We start from the raw sequence: 15,723 nt of genomic DNA on the forward strand, positions 1-15,723 counted from the left end.
GGAGGGGCGGTTGGACGGATCAGCTCCGTACCCGCGCCTCGGCGTGCTCGGGCTCCTCGGTGTGTCCCGCGGGCCCGGCGTCTTCGGAGCCTTCGGAAGCGGTCGCCGGACGCATCCGCATCCGTACCGCCTCCGTGCCGCTGTCGTTGTGCCGCAGCGCCCAGTTCTCCAGCGTCGTACGGCAGGCGTGGTCCAGGTGGCGCACCACGGTCAGGTCCAGCTCGATGGGCCGGTCCTTGGGCATGGCCTCCAGCGTCTCCAGGATGCGGGGGAGCCGCAGGAACGTGGCGTTGCCGGTGAGGGTCACGATCAGCCGGCCGCCGGGCAGTTCCCGTACGTCGACGTGCACATGCGAGGTGTCCCAGGCGGACTTGGCCACGGCGAGGATCAGGCCGAGCACCACGCCCTCGAACATGTTGGTCACCACGATGGCGACCGCCGTGGCGACGAGGACGAGGGCCTCGCCGCGGTGGGCGCGGGCCAGCGGGACGATCTCCTTGACGGGGATCAGCTTGCAGCCCGCGTGCACCAGGACGCCGGCGAGTGCCGCCAGCGGGATGATGCCGAGCGCGGTGGGCAGCAGCACGGCGAAGAGCAGCAGCCACGCGCCGTGCAGGATCCGCGAGAGCGAGGTGCGGGCGCCGGCCTGGACGTTGGCGGAGCTGCGGACTATGACCGCGGTCATCGGGAGCGCCCCGAGCACGCCGCACACGGTGTTGCCGACGCCCTGGGCGACGAGTTCCTTGTCGTACTGCGTGCGGGGTCCGTCGTGCATGCGGTCCACGGCCGCGGCGCTGAACAGCGACTCGGCGGAGGCGATCAGGGTGAACGCCAGGACGGTGCCGAGCACGGCCACACCGGCCAGGTCGGCCAGGTCGCCGAGGCCCGGCGGCTGGATGGCGTCGACCAGGCCACGTACCGTCACGTTCGCCACGTCCAGGCCGCAACCGGCGACGACGGCGGTGGCCAGCGCGACGGCGGCCAGCGGCGCGGGCACCACACGCGCGGCAGCGGGCAGCTTGGGCCACAGCACGAGCACGGCGATCGTGCCGAGGCCGACGGCCGCGGCGGTCAGCGACGCGGCGTCGCCCAGGGTGTCGGTGAGCAGCCCGGGGAGCCCGGCTATCTTGTCGGTCCCGGAACGGGGCTGCTCCGCCTCGGCCATGGTGTAGAGCTGGCCGAGGATCAGTACGAGTCCGATGCCCGCCAGCATGCCCTGGACGACGGAGACGGAGATCGCACGGAACCACCGGCCGCAGCGCAGCAGGCCGAGGGCTATCTGGAGCGCGCCGGTGAGCAGCACGATGGCGCCGAGCATGCCGAGCCCGAACTCCTGTACCGCCTCGAAGACGAGCACGGTCAGGCCGGCGGCCGGGCCGCTCACCTGAAGGGCGCTGCCCGGCAGGAAGCCGACGACCAGGCCGCCGACGATGCCGGTGACCAGGCCCAGTTCGGCGGGGACACCGGAGGCGACCGCCACACCGACGCACAACGGCAGGGCGACCAGGAAGACGACGAGCGAGGCGAGGATGTCCTGGCGCAGGACGCCGGGCTCACGCAACGGGCGGAAAGCGGAGAGGAAGGAGGACATGAGGGTGGGGAGTCCTGTCGTGGAGGCGGGCCGGACGGAGGGTCGCGAGGGCCCTCACAGGGGGCCGAACGCCGGGCGGCCGTCCGACGACGGGCGGTGGGCGGAGACGTTGCCGGTGTGCACCTCGTAGTACCAGCCGTGCAGGGTGAGCGAGCCGTCGGTGATCCGCTCGCTCACACAGGGGTACGCCCGCAGCCTCTCCAGCTGTGCGAGCACGTGTGTCTGCACGGCCTCCGCCACGTCCGGTGAGGTCGGCGTGAGGGAGCGCAGGGCGTCGTCCGGAGCGACGGAGTGCTCCAGCCAGCCGCGTACGGCCGGGACGGCCGACAGGTCTTCGCCGCGCACCAGGGCGCCCACCGCGCCGCAGTGCGAGTGTCCGCAGACGACGATGTCGCGGACTCCGAGGACGCACACCGCGTACTCGATGGTGGCCGCCTCGCTCATGGGGTGGCCGTCGCGGTCCGGGTGACCGTCGAAGGGGTAAGGGGGTATGACGTTGCCGGCCGTACGGAGTTCGAAGAGTTCGCCGGGGCGCGCTCCGGTGATGAGAGCCGGGACGACGCGCGAGTCGGAGCATGTGACGAACAGGGCTTCGGGGGACTGCCCGGCCCCGAGGGCCTCGAAGGCCGCGGCGTTCCGGGGGTCCGCGACGTGCGTCGCGGCGAACGAACGGGCGTTGTCGATCAGTGACTTCATGGTGGCCTGCCTCCTGCGTCTCTCCGGAGGGTGCCGGGACGCGGTGTGGTCGGGTCGATGGTGACGGTGAGGCGCGGTGGACCGCTGCGGCGGCGCTGCCGCAGCGGACGTCGATGCGCCCCGGACACAGCCTCGACGGCTGCGGTGACCCCCACTTTGCCATCGCATTAACCTTTGATGACAGGGCAAATTCTTGCCAAAGAATGAGTAATAAGCGTCGCTGACCTGGGAATTGGTACAGACATAAACCGTTGGGCGTGGGTTTACGTGGAGATCATGTGGAGCACGCGCGACGATTCCGTTCGCGCGCCGCCGTATGCCGCCCGATTCCCGTGACGAGCCGTTTTATGCGTCTTTGTGCGTCACTCCCGGTCCAGCCGCTCGCGCAGCGTCCCCGCGAACTCCTCGGCGCGGGCCAGCTGGACGCGCAGCCTCTCCACCTGTTCGGCCGCGTCACTCTCGTAGCCGCGCACCCGTTCCAGCAGAGCCTCCCGCTCGGCCGTCGGCAGCGCCCTGCCGGAGTCGAGGCGGTCGGTGACGTCCAGCAGGTCCCGCATCTGGTCCAGGGTGAAGCCGAGCGGCTTCATGCGGCGGATCACCATCAGGCGGGCGACGTCGGACTCGGTATAGAGACGGAAGCCGCCCCGGGAGCGGGCGGAGGGCGTGACAAGACCCGTCTCCTCGTAGTGCCGGATGGTGCGCAGCGACAGCCCGGTCCGCGCGGCGACCTCGCCGATCTGCATGTGCTCGCTTCTCACGCGGGCCCCCTCCTTCTTCCGCGGCCGGGCCCCGCGGCCCCGCCGCCGACAAGTCGCCGAGGCCCGCACGGACCACACCGACGCCGATCTCTACCCTAACGTCAGGGTAGAGTAAGGTGCACGCCGAGTTGCACGCCCCTTCCGATGCCGGGTGTGCCCGAGCACGACGGGGTTCCGTTCTCTTGTCCTCTCCCGCACTGTCCCCGGCCGCGCGCCTGCGCGGTCTGCGCCCCGACTGGCTGTCCGACCCCAAGGTCTGGCGCACCGAGATCCTGGCCGGCCTCGTCGTCGCCCTCGCGCTGATCCCCGAGGCGATCTCGTTCTCGATCATCGCCGGAGTCGACCCGGCGATCGGCCTGTTCGCGTCCTTCACCATGGCCGTGACCATCTCGATCGTCGGTGGGCGCCGCGCCATGATCTCCGCCGCCACGGGCGCCGTCGCCCTGGTCATCGCCCCGCTCAACCGCGAGCACGGCCTCGGTTATCTGATCGCCGCCGTCATCCTGGCCGGTGTCTTCCAGATCGTCCTCGGCGCGCTCGGCGTCGCCAAGCTGATGCGGTTCGTGCCCCGCAGCGTGATGGTCGGCTTCGTCAACGCCCTCGCCGTTCTGATCTTCATGGCGCAGGTCCCCGAGATGCACGACGTGCCCTGGCCCGTCTACCCGCTGATCATCGGCGGCCTCGCGCTCATGGTGTTCCTCCCGAAGATCACCACCGTGATCCCGGCGCCGCTCGTGTCCATCGTCATCCTCACGGCCATCACGGTCGCCGCCGGGATCGCCGTGCCGACCGTGGGCGACAAAGGCGAGCTGCCCTCGTCGCTGCCCGTGCCGGGGCTGCCCGACGTGCCGTTCACCATGGACACCCTGACGACCGTCGCCCCGTACGCGCTCGCCATGGCGCTGGTCGGACTGATGGAGTCCCTGATGACGGCGAAGCTGGTCGACGAGATCACCGACACCCACTCGTCCAAGACCCGCGAGTCGATCGGCCAGGGCGTCGCCAACATCGTCACCGGCTTCTTCGGCGGCATGGGCGGCTGCGCCATGATCGGCCAGACGATGATCAACGTAAAGGTGTCCGGTGCCCGTACCCGCCTCTCGACCTTCGTCGCCGGTTCGTTCCTGATGGTCCTCTGCATCGTCTTCGGGCCGGTCGTCTCCGACATCCCCATGGCCGCCCTGGTCGCCGTCATGGTCATGGTCTGCTTCGCGACCTTCGACTGGCACTCCATCGCCCCGAAGACGCTGAGGCGGATGCCCGCCGGTGAGATCACGGTCATGGTCGTCACCGTCGTCTGCGTCGTCGTCACCCACAACCTCGCCATCGGCGTCGTCGTCGGCTCCGTCACCGCCATGGTCATCTTCGCCAAGCGCGTCGCCCACCTCGCCCAGGTCACCCCGGTCACCTCCCCGGAGGGCGGCAGCGTCGTCTACTCCGTCACCGGCGAGCTGTTCTTCGCCTCCTCCAACGACCTCGTCGGCCAGTTCGACTACGCGGGCGACCCCGACAAGGTCGTCATCGACCTCAGCGCCGCCCACATCTGGGACGCCTCCTCCGTCGCCGCACTCGACGCGATCGAGACCAAGTACGCCCGTCGCGGCAAGACCGTCGAGATCATCGGCCTGAACGAGCCGAGCGCCCACATCCACGAGAAGCTCAGCGGCGAACTCACCGGCGGCCACTGACCTGCCCGTTTCACCTGCCCGCCGCACCTGTCGACGGCCGTTTCACGGCGGCGCGCCCGGGGCACCCGAGGGATCCCTCCCGCACAGACGCGCGGCCCCGCCACGCCCCAAGTGGTGGGGGCCGCCCCTGAAGCGGAGGGTGGGAAGGGACGAGCAGGAAGGCGCAGCTGATGAACGACACCCCCGGCGCACAGGGCGGACAGGACCCGACCACGCGCCACCCCCAGCCTGATTTCCCCCAGCAGGAACAGGAGCCGCCCGGCTGGACCGGAGCCATGGACCCGCCGCCCGACCACGGCGAGGAGTCGTACCGGGGCAGCGGCCTGCTGAAGGACCGCAAGGTGCTGCTGACCGGAGGTGACTCCGGCATCGGCCGGGCGGTGGCCATCGCCTTCGCACGCGAGGGCGCGGACCTCGTCTTCACGCACCTGCCGTCGGAGGCGGGCGACGCCCGCGAGACGGCCCGGCTGGTCGAGGAGGCCGGACGGCAGGCGTTCGCCGTGCCGTGCGACATCCGCGAGGAGGAGCAGTGCCGCAGGCTCGTCGAGCGAGCCGTGACGGAGTTCGGACGGATCGACGTCCTGGTCAACAACGCCGCCTACCAGATGTCCCAGCCGGAAGGCATCGGTGACATCTCCACCGAACAGTTCGACCAGGTGGTGCGGACCAACCTGTACGGCATGTTCTGGCTCTGCAAGATGGCCGTACCGCACATCCCGCCGGGCGGATCCATCATCAACACCACGTCCGTGCAGGCATACAAGCCGAGCCCGCACCTGCTCGACTACGCCATGACCAAGGGCGCCATCGTCACCTTCACCCAGGGACTCGCCCAGATGCTGGCCGACGACGGCATCCGCGTCAACGCGGTGGCCCCGGGCCCGGTGTGGACGCCGCTGATCCCCGCGACGCTGCCCGACACCAAGGAGTTCGGCAAGCAGGCGCCACTGGGCCGGCCCGCGCAGCCCGCCGAGATGGCACCCGCCTACGTCTTCCTCGCCTCCGATCACGCGAGCTTCATCACCGCCGAGATCATGAACGCCACGGGTGGCACACCGCTGCCCTGAAACGACGCGAGCGACGTGACGACGCAAGGAGGCGACCATCCGGAGGAACGCGCTGACCTGGGAGGTCACGGCCCTGTGGCGATCCGCCCGCAGGGCCGTGACGGTCTCCGGGCCGGAACGGGACACGACCGTCCAGTCGCTCAAGGCGGCGGGCGCCGGTGTGCTCGCCTGGGCGGTGGCCGGATGGTGGTGGAGCGCGCCGATGGCCCTTCTCGCACCGTGGACGGCGCTCTTCCTCGTACAGAGCACCGTCTACCGCTCGGTGCGGTCGGCGATCCAGCAGTTCGCGGTGGTCGTGGTGGGCACCCTGCTAGCCGCGGGCGCGGCGGTCCTCACCGGCGACAACTCGCTGGCCGCCATGGCGCTCGTCCTGCCCGTCACCGTGCTCCTGAGCACCTACGCCCGCTTCGGCACCCAGGGGATGTACGCCCCGACGGCGGCGCTGTTCGTCCTCGCGTACGGGACGTACTCGGCCGTCGACATCCTGCACCGCGTCTTCGAGACGCTCCTCGGCGCCGTCATCGGCATCGCCGTGAACGCCCTGGTCCTGCCCCCGGTGCACGGACGCGACGTACGGCATCTGCGCGCCAGGCTGGCCCAGGAGAGCGCCGATCTCCTGCACGCCGTGGCGGACGGCGTCGAGGAGGAGCCCTTCGACCCGAAGAAGGCCCAGGGCTGGTACGACCGCGCGCAGCGGCTGACCGACCTCGTGACGGATCTGCGCAGCGCCCGGCGCTGGTCCGACGAGAGCTACCGCCTCAACCCCGGCCGCAAGCTGCGCCGTTCCGTACCGAACCCGCCCGCGCCCGACTGGGACTTCACCTGGGACCGGATCACGGAGCACATCAGGGCGATCGTGCGCCCCCTCGCCGAGACGGGCGAGGACCGGCCGTCGGTCGCCGACCTGCCGAAAGACGCGCCGGGCATCCTGGCCGAGCTGCTGCGCGCGGCCGGCGACGTGTGCGCGCTCGACGACAGCGACGCCCGCGCCGCCCTGGACACGGCGAAAGCGGCGCACGAGCGGCTGATGCTCCTGCTCAGGGGCCGTCCCGCGGAGACCACCGCCGCCCTCGGCGGCCTGGCCGCCGACACGCAACGACTTCTGAGTGATCTGACGTCCATCGCGGGGAACCCGGAAGCCGCGGACGCCACCGGCAGGTGACGGCCACGACGGACGCGTACGACCTCGTGTGGCGTGCCGCACGAGATTGCTGTGGGCTGTGAGCAAGGAGCGAACAGCGAAACAAGGAGCGAGGAGGCACGACGTGGCCGTACGCCACCAGTTGGTCAAGAGGCCGCCCTCCAAGGTGTGGGAGGTGCTGGAAGACGGACACCGGTACGCCGACTGGGTGGTCGGTACGCATGACTCCCGGCCGCTCGACGCACAGTGGCCGGCGGTCGGCTCACGTATCGAGTACACCGTCCGGCTCGGCCCCTGGCGGGCCGCCGGACACACCGTGGTGCGCCACCTCGACAGACCGGACCGAATCGAACTGGAGGCCTACAGCGGGCTGCTCGGCACGGCCCGTATCGCCATCGCGGTACGGCCGTGGGGCGCCCACACGCTGGTGGTCGTCGACGAGCATCCGCTGCAGGGGCCGGGCGGCGCGCTGCACAACGCCGGGGTCGACGCCCTCATCCAGCTCCGGCACCGCCGCATGCTGAACCGCCTGGCGGAGGTGGTCGAACAGAGCCCGAGCGACCACGCGGCCCGGCAACAGGCCGCAGAGGGCTGAGGGGAGTGGACATATGCCGGACGCAGTGGTGATCGGCGCGGGGCCCAACGGGCTCGTCGCGGCGAACGTACTGGCCGACGCGGGCTGGAGCGTCGAGGTCCTGGAGGCCCAGGACCGGCCCGGAGGGGCCGTGCGCAGCGACCGCGGGGTGCACCCGGACTACATCAGCGACATGTTCAGCGCCTTCTATCCGCTGGCGGCCGCGTCGCCCGTGCTCAAGGCCCTGGACCTGGAACGCGACGGCCTGCGGTGGTCGCACGCCGAGCACGTCCTGGCTCATCCGCTGACGGACGGGCGCTGCGCGGTGCTGAGCCGCGACCGCGCCCTGACCCGCGACTCGCTGGACACCTTCGCCGCGGGGGACGGCCAGGGCTGGGAGCGCCTGTACGAGCTGTGGGACCGCTTGCGGGAGCCGCTGGTGGACGCGCTGTTCACGCCGTTCCCGCCGGTGCGCTCCGGGTTGAGCCTGGCCGCGCGGGTTAGGGCGGGCGGCGGCCTGCGGGCGGCCCGCTCGCTCATCCTGCCGGTGCGGCGGCTCGGCGAGGAGGAGTTCGCGGGCGAGGGCGGACGGCTCCTGCTGGCGGGCAACGCCCTGCACGCGGACCTCGCGCCCGAGGCGGCGGGCAGCGGCGGCTTCGGCTGGCTGATGTCCATGCTGGGGCAGAGCTATGGCTTTCCCGTGCCGGTGGGCGGGGCCGGTGCGCTGACGGACGCCCTCGTCCGGCGCCTGGAGCGCGGCGGGGCGAGCGTGCGCTGCGGCGAGCGAGTCACCGAGGTGGTGGTCCGTGGCGGCCGCGCGGTCGGTGTGCGCACCGCGTCGGGGGAGGGGGTGGTGGCGCGCAAGGCGGTCCTGGCCGACGTGGCCGCTCCCGACCTGTACGGAGGTCTGGTCGACGACGCGCACCTGCCGCCGCGCCTCGTCGAGGACGTACGCCGCTTCCAGTGGGACTTCGCCACGTTCAAGGTCGACTGGGCCCTGTCCCGGCCCATCCCCTGGTCGGCGGAGCAGGCCCGCGGGGCGGGCACGGTCCATGTGGCCGACGGCGTGGACGAGCTGACCCGGTTCGCCTCGCAGATCGCGCGGGGCCTCGTGCCGGACAGGCCGTTCGCCCTGGTAGGCCAGATGACCACATCGGACGCCTCACGCTCACCGGCGGGGACCGAGTCGGCCTGGGCATACACCCACGCCCCCCAGCGCATCAAGGGTGACGCGGGGCAGGACGCCCTGACGGGAAAGTGGGACGAGCGGGAGTCCGAGGCGATGGCCGACCGGGTGGAGACGCAGATCGAGCGGCTCGCGCCCGGCTTCCGCGACCGGATCATCGCCCGGCGCGTCCTGGCACCGCCCACACTGGAGGCGATGGACGCGAATCTGCGGCACGGGGCGATCAACTCCGGTACGACGAGCATGCATCAGCAGCTCGTGTTCCGGCCGGTCCCCGGCGCGGGCCGTCCGGAGACGCCGGTACCGGGCCTCTATCTCGCCTCCGCGTCGGCACACCCCGGCGGCGGGGTGCACGGCGCCCCGGGAGCCAACGCCGCCCGGGCCGCCCTGCGCGCCCGCTTCGGCGCCGGTGTCGTCTTCGCGGCCCAGCGCGCGCTGGGCCGCCGCGGCAGGACCGGGCGCAAGCAGGGCGACTTCTGACTCAGACCGGCGGCCGGCCCGCCTCCTTGGTGACTGCGGCGACCCTGAACTGCGCGCCGTCCGGGTCGCGCAGCGTCGCCCGAGGAGGCTGTGCGGCGAGATCCTGGTCCACCACCTGCCCGCCGGACTCGGCCGTGGCGCGCACGCACGCCTCGACGTCCGCGACCGTGAAGTGGACCTGCCAGTGCGGCCGGACGCCCGGATCCGGGTCCGCCTCGACGGCGCCCGAACTGAGCCGGGCCGCCGGACGGCCGGAGCTGTAGACCACCACCTCGTCCTGCTGGTAGCGCACCTCGCAGCACTCGGGACGCCCGCACGCCCAGTCGAGGACCTCGCCGTAGAAGATGGCGGCGTCGAACGCGTCACGGGTGCGCAGCCGCACCCAGGCGGGCGCCGAGTGGAGTTCGCTGCGCCAGCTGGTGAGGATCTCGCCCTCCCAGATGCCGAAGACGGCCCCGTCACGGTCGGAGAGCAGGGCCGCGCGTCCGTTGGGGAAGGGGATCGGCCCCACCGCTGTCGTCCCCCCGCGCTCCCGGACGCGGCTCACCGTCTCGTCCGCGCTCAGCACCGCGAAGTAGGGAGTCCAGGCCACCGCGATCTGAAACGAGGAGGCGATGGCGCCGACCCCGGCGACGGGGTCGCCGTGAGCCGTGGCGACGGAGAACTGCTCACCGAGCTTGGCCGGCCGGAACTCCCAGCCCATCACGGCGCCATAGAACCTTTGTGCGGTGGTGAGGTCCCGTGCCGTCAGGCTGACCCAGCAGGGGGCTCCGACCGCTGACTCACTCAGCACCGACCCGGTCCTGCCGCGTCGGGCGCCTTCGCCCGAGGCCGTCGTAGTGCTCGTACCGTCCGGGCCCGGAGGCATCCTGTTGTCGTGGTGCATGTGCAACCCGTCCTGGAAATCGAGGCGCCCTGGAAAGCCACTCCGGCACCTGTGCTTTCGGGTTCAGCGGGAGGCTCGGCGCCCTGCCGCCCTTCAGTGTGGGCAAGAGGGCGGGCGCCGCGCCACTCGGCGGGCTCCTCGCGCCGCCGACCCCGCCGACCTGCTCGTACGACTGTCGGTCAGGGACCGCCGGGAGAGCAGGAGGAGGCTGTGCCCCTCCAGGGTGATCTCGCCGGCCGCCTTGTGCTCGGCCTCGTCCGAACGGCCGAGCGGGTCCGAGGTGTCGATCCGCGCCGTCCAGCGCTCCCCGTACGCGGGGCCCGGCAGCCGGAAGACGACCGGCTCCCGGTAGCTGTTCAGCAGGAGCAGGAAGGAGTCGTCCATCACGGGCCTGCCGCGGGAGTCCGGCTCCGCGATCGCGTCACCGTTGAGGAAGACACCGACGGCGTGGGCGTCGCCCCGCTGCCAGTCGTCCTCCGTCATCTCGCGCGCGTCGGGCCGCAGCCACACCAGGTCCGCCAGCGGCTGGCCCCGGTGCGTCGCGGTCTCCCCGCGGAAGAACCGGCGCCGGCGCAGCACCGGGTGCGCCGCGCGCAGGGCGATGGCCCGCCGGGTGAACTCGACCAGGTCCCGCTGTTCCTCGTCGAGGTCCCAGTCGATCCAGGAGACCTCGTTGTCCTGGCAGTAGGCGTTGTTGTTGCCCTGCTGGGTGCGGCCCAGCTCATCGCCGTGGGCGAGCATCGGGATGCCCTGCGAGAGCAGGAGGGTGGCGAGGAAGTTGCGCTGCTGGCGCGCGCGGAGCTCCAGGACCGCCCCGTCGGTGGTGGGCCCCTCGACGCCGCAGTTCCACGAGCGGTTCACGCTCTCGCCGTCCCGGTTGTCCTCGCCGTTGTCCTCGTTGTGCTTGTCGTTGTACGAGACCAGGTCGCGCAGCGTGAAGCCGTCGTGCGCGGTGACGAAGTTGACGCTGGCGCGCGGTCGGCGGCGGTCGTGCTGGTAGATGTCGGACGAGCCGGCCAGGCGGGAGGCGAACTCGGCGAGCGAGTGCTCCTCGCCGCGCCAGAAGTCCCGTACGGAATCCCGGTACTTGCCGTTCCACTCCGACCACAGGGGCGGGAAGTTGCCCACCTGGTAGCCCCCTTCGCCGACGTCCCACGGCTCGGCGATCAGCTTCACGCGGCCGACCACCGGATCCTGCTGGACCAGGTCGAAGAAGGCCGACAGCCGGTCCACGTCGTAGAACTGGCGGGCGAGCGTGGCGGCCAGATCGAAGCGGAACCCGTCGACGTGCATCTCCGTGACCCAGTACCGCAGCGAGTCCATGACCAGCTGAAGGACGTTGGGGTGCCGCATCAGCAGGCTGTTGCCGGTGCCGGTGGTGTCGAAGTAGTGCGCCGGGTCGTCCTCCGCCAGGCGGTAGTACGAGGCGTTGTCGATGCCGCGGAAGGCGAGCGTGGGGCCGTTCTCATTGCCCTCCGCGGTGTGGTTGTAGACCACGTCGAGGATCACTTCGAGCCCTGCCGCGTGCAGCTTCTTGACCATCGACTTGAACTCGTCGACCTGCTCGCCCCGGGAGCCGCGCGCCGCGTAGGCGTTGTGCGGGGCGAAGAAGCCGATGGAGGTGTACCCCCAGTAGTTGGACAGGCCGCGGTCGAGCAGGAAGCCGTCCTGCGCGTACTGGTGCACCGGCATCAGCTCGACGGCCGTCACCCCCAGCGAGAGGAGGTGGTTGATGACCGCGTCCGTCGCGAGACCCGCGTAAGTGCCCCGCAGCTTCCTGGGGACACCGGGGTGCGTGAGCGTCAGGCCGCGCACGTGCGCTTCGTAGATCACCGTCTCGGCGTAGGGCCGTCGCGGCGGACGGTCGCCCTCCCAGGCGAAGGACGGGTCGGTCACCACCGAGAGCAGGGTGTGGCCGGCGCTGTCGGCGGGTTCGGGCCCGTCCGCCGCGCGCTCGTACAGAGCGCCGTGGTTGTCGACCTGACCCTCCAACGCCTTGGCGTAGGGGTCGAGGAGCAGCTTCGCGGGATTGCAGCGGTGGCCCGCGGCGGGGTCCCAGGGGCCGTGCACCCGGTAGCCGTAGCGCCGGCCCGGACCGACTCCGGGCAGGTAGCAGTGCCAGACGAAGCCGTCGACCTCGGAGAGAGTGACGCTGTGGTGCGTGCCGTCCTCATGGACGAGGACGAGGTCGACGCGGTCGGCGATCTCGCTGAACAGGGCGAAGTTGGTTCCTTCGCCGTCGTAGGTGGCCCCCAGGGGGAAAGGGCGTCCGGTCCAGGTGCGCACGCTGCTGCCTCCATACGGATGAGCGTGGTCTCGGTCTGTCCGCAGCGCCCGCGGCACGCCCGAAGGCACCGAAAGGCCGCGGCGTCCCAGTGGGTCGCCGCGGCCTGTGGCGCGCTGCCGCGTGAACACGGCGCTCACACGGGTGACGCCGTTCGCGGCTCGGGAGACGACGCTGTGGATCTCTTCCCCATCCTGGGCCATGATCCGTCGGGCCGCCGTTCGTGGGCGCCCGGGGCGGAGCCGACGACCACCGGTTCCTCCTCCGCGGGAGCCGCGAGCGCGGCCACGGGCACCTCGCGCGGCAGCGGGCGCGCGACGCGCAGCGTGGGCGCGGGCGCCGTGGGGGCCAGCGGGGCGCGTTCGGGACACCGCGCGCGGTGCGAGAACCAGATGATCTTGCCTTTGGTCGCCGGGTAGTTGCCCCAGCCGTCGCTGAGCGCGGCGATCTGTGCCAGGCATCCCTGTGGTCCGTAGTGCGGGCCGGGGAGGTCGCGCTCGTTGTCCGACACGGCGGTGATGAGGTGCTGTCCGTTCCACCACATCTCCACCACGGCGTTCTTGTCCGTTCCGTGTTCCTCGACCGCCCGGAGCAGCACACCGGCGCAGTGGCACACGGGTTCGGCGAGAATCCCCAGGCCCCAGTGCCGGAGATGCGCGGCCAGAATGCGCCTGACCTGGTCGATCCTCTCCGGGCTGATCTCCACCTCTAGGTGGTAGTAACAGGGGATTGCAGTCTTCATCGCGCTTGGCTCCTCTCGGCGAAGCCCCGGTCTTCCCGGCTCCGTGAGCCGGGCCCCGAGCACGAAGCGTGAACACTGATCGCTTCTGAGTCAGTCTCAGGGTGAGAGCACTGCTCCGTTCGCGCAACACGAGCAGGTCAGCCCCGGTGGTTGAAGATCCAACAGGACGCTGCGTGGTCACACGTGCACCATGGGTCGGGAAGACCAGCGGCGGACGCCGCTGCCGGAGAACGAGAAGGTGACCGGCGTGATGCTGCTGCCCACCAAAGCAGAGGTCGCGCGGCATCTGGACCAATACCGGGCGTGGGAGCGCTTGTTGCTCGCGGACCCGGTGGACCGCGCCGTGCGGATGCACTTCGAGAACACCGCGTACACCCTGTGCGTACTGATGGGTGAGTGCACGGCGCGGATCGCCGCCGACGCGGCCGAGAGCTACCTGGGCCTGCGGCCGGTGCGGCGCCCACCGCCGGCGCCCGCCGTCAAGCCGTCGGCGCCGCGCGGCTGTTCACTGCGCCCCGTGCGCCAGAACGTGGCAGAGGAGAGATCGATGACCTCATCGGCGGAGAAGAGCCCGGCTTTCCCCGCCGTGCCCGTGTCGGACGTCGGCCCGGTCCTCGACCGCGGCCGACGCCCGGTCAAGGCGGTTCCCGGTGAGTCCTTCCAGGTCACGGCCACGGTCTTCGGCGAGGGTGACGAGTCGGTCGGTGCCAACGTCGTACTGCGCGGCCCCGAGGGCCGGACCGGGCCCTGGACCCCCATGCGTGAGCTGTCCCCGGGCAGCGACCGCTGGGGCGCGGAGGTGACACCGGACGCCGAGGGACGCTGGACGTACGCCGTGGAGGCGTGGACCGACCCGGTGACCGGCTGGCGCCGCTCGGCCGAGGTCAAGATCCCGGCCGGCGTCGACACCGAAGTGACGCTCGAAGAGGGGGCGTTGTTGTACGAGCGTGCGGCGGACGGAGTGCCGGACGGCGTGGCTCGCCGGACGCTGCGGGCCGCCGCGGACGCGATGCGCGACGAGCTGCGGCCACCGCCCGCCCGCCTCGCGGCGGCGCTCACGCCTCAGGTGGACGCCGTGCTCGCCCGCCATCCGCTGCGGGAACGGATCACCCGCTCGGACGCCCTGCCCCTGCTCGTGGAGCGGCGGCGGGCGCTTTTCGGGTCCTGGTACGAGTTCTTCCCGCGCTCGGAGGGTGCCGTCGTCCGTGAGGGGGCCGCGCCGGTGCCGGGGTCGTTCCGCACGGCGGCCGAGCGGCTGCCCGCGGTCGCCGGCATGGGTTTCGACGTGGTCTACCTGCCGCCGATCCACCCGATCGGCTCCACTTTCCGCAAGGGCCCGAACAACACCCTGTCCTCCAGCCCGCGGGATGTCGGCGTGCCGTGGGCGATCGGCTCGCCCGAAGGCGGCCACGACGCCATACACGCGGACCTGGGGACCTTCGACGACTTCGACGCGTTCGTGCGGCGCGCGGGCGAGCTGGGTCTGGAGGTGGCGCTGGACTTCGCGTTGCAGTGTTCGCCCGACCACCCGTGGGTGGACAAGCACCCGGAGTGGTTCCGGCAGCGGGCGGACGGCTCCATCGCGTACGCGGAGAACCCGCCGAAGAAGTACCAGGACATCTATCCGATCGCCTTCGAGCGGGACATGCCGGGGCTGATCACCGAGACGGTGCGGCTGCTGCGGTTCTGGATGGGGCACGGGGTGCGGATCTTCCGCGTCGACAACCCCCACACCAAGCCCGTCGTGTTCTGGGAGGAGGTGATCGCCCGGGTCAACGGCACCGACCCGGACGTGATCTTCCTCGCCGAGGCCTTCACCCGCCCCGCGGTCATGCGGGCGCTGGCCCGGGCCGGGTTCCAGCAGTCGTACACGTACTTCACCTGGCGCAACACCAAGCGGGAACTCATCGACTGCCTGACCGACCTCTCCGTGGAGACGGCGTCGTATCTGCGCCCCAACCTGTTTGTGAACACCCCCGACATCCTGCACGGATACCTCCAGGAGGGCGGGCGCCCGGCCTTCGAGGTGCGCGCGGTCCTTGCCGCCACCCTCTCGCCGAGCTGGGGCGTCTACAGCGGCTTCGAGCTGTGCGAGAACACCGCGGCGGAACCGGGCAGCGAGGAGTACCTGCACTCGGAGAAGTACGAACTGCGCCCGCGCGACTGGGCGGCGGCCGAGCGTGAGGGCCGCACCATCGCGCCCCTCATCACCACGCTCAACGACGTACGGCGACGCCACCGCGCCCTGCACCTCCTGAGGAACCTCCACTTCCACCGGGCCGACAACGACGCGCTCATCGTCTACAGCAAGCGTGACGGTGAGGACCTGGTCCTGGTGGTCGCCAACCTCGACCCCCACCACACCCAGGAGGGCACCGTCTCCCTCGACATGTCGCGGCTCGGCCTGGACCGGCACGCGACCGTTCCGGTGTACGACGAGCTGAGCGGCGAGACCTACCAGTGGGGCAGGGCCAACTACGTGCGTCTCGGCCCGGGTGGCGCGCACGTCCTGGTCCGACCGGAGGCGGGGCAGAGCGGAGGGTCACCCACACCATGATCGTCAATGAGCCCGTGCAGGACACCTTCGAGGACACTCCCGCCAAGGACCGGCATCCCGACTGGTTCAAACG

The 15,723-nt window shown here is 71.3% G+C and carries 11 protein-coding genes and 1 pseudogene; 6 read left to right on the forward strand and 6 right to left on the reverse strand.

The window, feature by feature from the left end; genetic code table 11:
* Positions 1-19 precede the first annotated feature (19 nt).
* The 3 genes from ACWDZ7_RS37620 to ACWDZ7_RS37630 all read right to left on the reverse strand — a co-directional run bounded on the left by ACWDZ7_RS37620 (position 20) and on the right by ACWDZ7_RS37630 (position 3,045).
* Complete coding sequence (locus ACWDZ7_RS37620) at positions 20-1,591, reverse strand: SulP family inorganic anion transporter (protein ID WP_451803251.1); 1,572 nt, start codon at positions 1,589-1,591, stop codon at positions 20-22.
* Positions 1,592-1,645: 54 nt separating this feature from the next.
* Complete coding sequence (locus ACWDZ7_RS37625; RefSeq protein ID WP_451803252.1) at positions 1,646-2,287, reverse strand: carbonic anhydrase; 642 nt, start codon at positions 2,285-2,287, stop codon at positions 1,646-1,648.
* A gap of 362 nt (positions 2,288-2,649) precedes the next feature.
* Positions 2,650-3,045, reverse strand: a complete 396-nt coding sequence (locus ACWDZ7_RS37630; protein WP_451803253.1) for a MerR family transcriptional regulator — start codon at positions 3,043-3,045, stop codon at positions 2,650-2,652.
* A gap of 197 nt (positions 3,046-3,242) precedes the next feature.
* Here ACWDZ7_RS37630 and ACWDZ7_RS37635 point away from each other — a divergent pair, with 197 nt between their 5' ends.
* The 5 genes from ACWDZ7_RS37635 to ACWDZ7_RS37655 all read left to right on the forward strand — a co-directional run bounded on the left by ACWDZ7_RS37635 (position 3,243) and on the right by ACWDZ7_RS37655 (position 9,181).
* Positions 3,243-4,733, forward strand: coding sequence for a SulP family inorganic anion transporter (locus tag ACWDZ7_RS37635; RefSeq protein WP_451803260.1), 1,491 nt, complete (start codon positions 3,243-3,245; stop codon positions 4,731-4,733).
* Positions 4,734-4,903: 170 nt separating this feature from the next.
* Positions 4,904-5,800, forward strand: a complete 897-nt coding sequence (locus ACWDZ7_RS37640; protein WP_451803254.1) for an SDR family oxidoreductase — start codon at positions 4,904-4,906, stop codon at positions 5,798-5,800.
* A 97-nt stretch (positions 5,801-5,897) separates the two neighbouring features.
* On the forward strand, positions 5,898-6,962 hold the full coding sequence (locus tag ACWDZ7_RS37645; RefSeq protein WP_451803255.1) for an FUSC family protein: 1,065 nt from the start codon (positions 5,898-5,900) through the stop codon (positions 6,960-6,962).
* Positions 6,963-7,065: 103 nt separating this feature from the next.
* Entirely contained in the window at positions 7,066-7,536 is a 471-nt protein-coding gene (locus ACWDZ7_RS37650; RefSeq protein ID WP_451803256.1) for an SRPBCC family protein, read from the forward strand.
* Between the two features lie 13 nt (positions 7,537-7,549).
* Positions 7,550-9,181, forward strand: a complete 1,632-nt coding sequence (locus ACWDZ7_RS37655; RefSeq protein WP_451803257.1) for a phytoene desaturase family protein — start codon at positions 7,550-7,552, stop codon at positions 9,179-9,181.
* Between the two features lies 1 nt (position 9,182).
* On the opposite strand, the gene ACWDZ7_RS37660 is transcribed toward ACWDZ7_RS37655, so the two are convergent.
* From ACWDZ7_RS37660 to ACWDZ7_RS37670, 3 genes and pseudogenes are all read right to left on the reverse strand, one after another.
* A complete protein-coding gene (locus ACWDZ7_RS37660; RefSeq protein ID WP_451803261.1) occupies positions 9,183-10,049 on the reverse strand; it encodes a VOC family protein in 867 nt (288 codons plus the stop codon).
* A gap of 111 nt (positions 10,050-10,160) precedes the next feature.
* Positions 10,161-12,353: a glycogen debranching protein GlgX gene (glgX, locus tag ACWDZ7_RS37665; protein WP_451803258.1), complete on the reverse strand. Its 2,193-nt coding sequence runs from the start codon at positions 12,351-12,353 to the stop codon at positions 10,161-10,163.
* A gap of 257 nt (positions 12,354-12,610) precedes the next feature.
* Positions 12,611-13,093, reverse strand: a pseudogene (locus ACWDZ7_RS37670) (pep a2); the annotation flags it as partial.
* Between the two features lie 190 nt (positions 13,094-13,283).
* Between ACWDZ7_RS37670 and ACWDZ7_RS37675 the strand changes: the two are divergent.
* The gene (locus ACWDZ7_RS37675; RefSeq protein WP_451803259.1) at positions 13,284-15,650 is read left to right on the forward strand and encodes a maltotransferase domain-containing protein; all 2,367 of its coding nucleotides are present in this window, start codon (positions 13,284-13,286) and stop codon (positions 15,648-15,650) included.
* Positions 15,651-15,723 lie beyond the last annotated feature (73 nt).

It is taken from the genome of Streptomyces sp. NPDC003032, assembly GCF_053591415.1.

What these genes read in the sequence shown, in the direction of transcription:
- ACWDZ7_RS37625 (WP_451803252.1), bottom strand. Translation starts at nt 2,287, where the DNA reads ATGAAGTCACTGATCGACAACGCCCGTTCGTTCGCCGCGACGCACGTC.
- ACWDZ7_RS37660 (WP_451803261.1), bottom strand. Translation starts at nt 10,049, where the DNA reads ATGCCTCCGGGCCCGGACGGTACGAGCACTACGACGGCCTCGGGCGAA.
- ACWDZ7_RS37655 (WP_451803257.1), top strand. Translation starts at nt 7,550, where the DNA reads ATGCCGGACGCAGTGGTGATCGGCGCGGGGCCCAACGGGCTCGTCGCG.
- ACWDZ7_RS37620 (WP_451803251.1), bottom strand. Translation starts at nt 1,591, where the DNA reads ATGTCCTCCTTCCTCTCCGCTTTCCGCCCGTTGCGTGAGCCCGGCGTC.
- ACWDZ7_RS37640 (WP_451803254.1), top strand. Translation starts at nt 4,904, where the DNA reads ATGAACGACACCCCCGGCGCACAGGGCGGACAGGACCCGACCACGCGC.
- ACWDZ7_RS37675 (WP_451803259.1), top strand. Translation starts at nt 13,284, where the DNA reads ATGGGTCGGGAAGACCAGCGGCGGACGCCGCTGCCGGAGAACGAGAAG.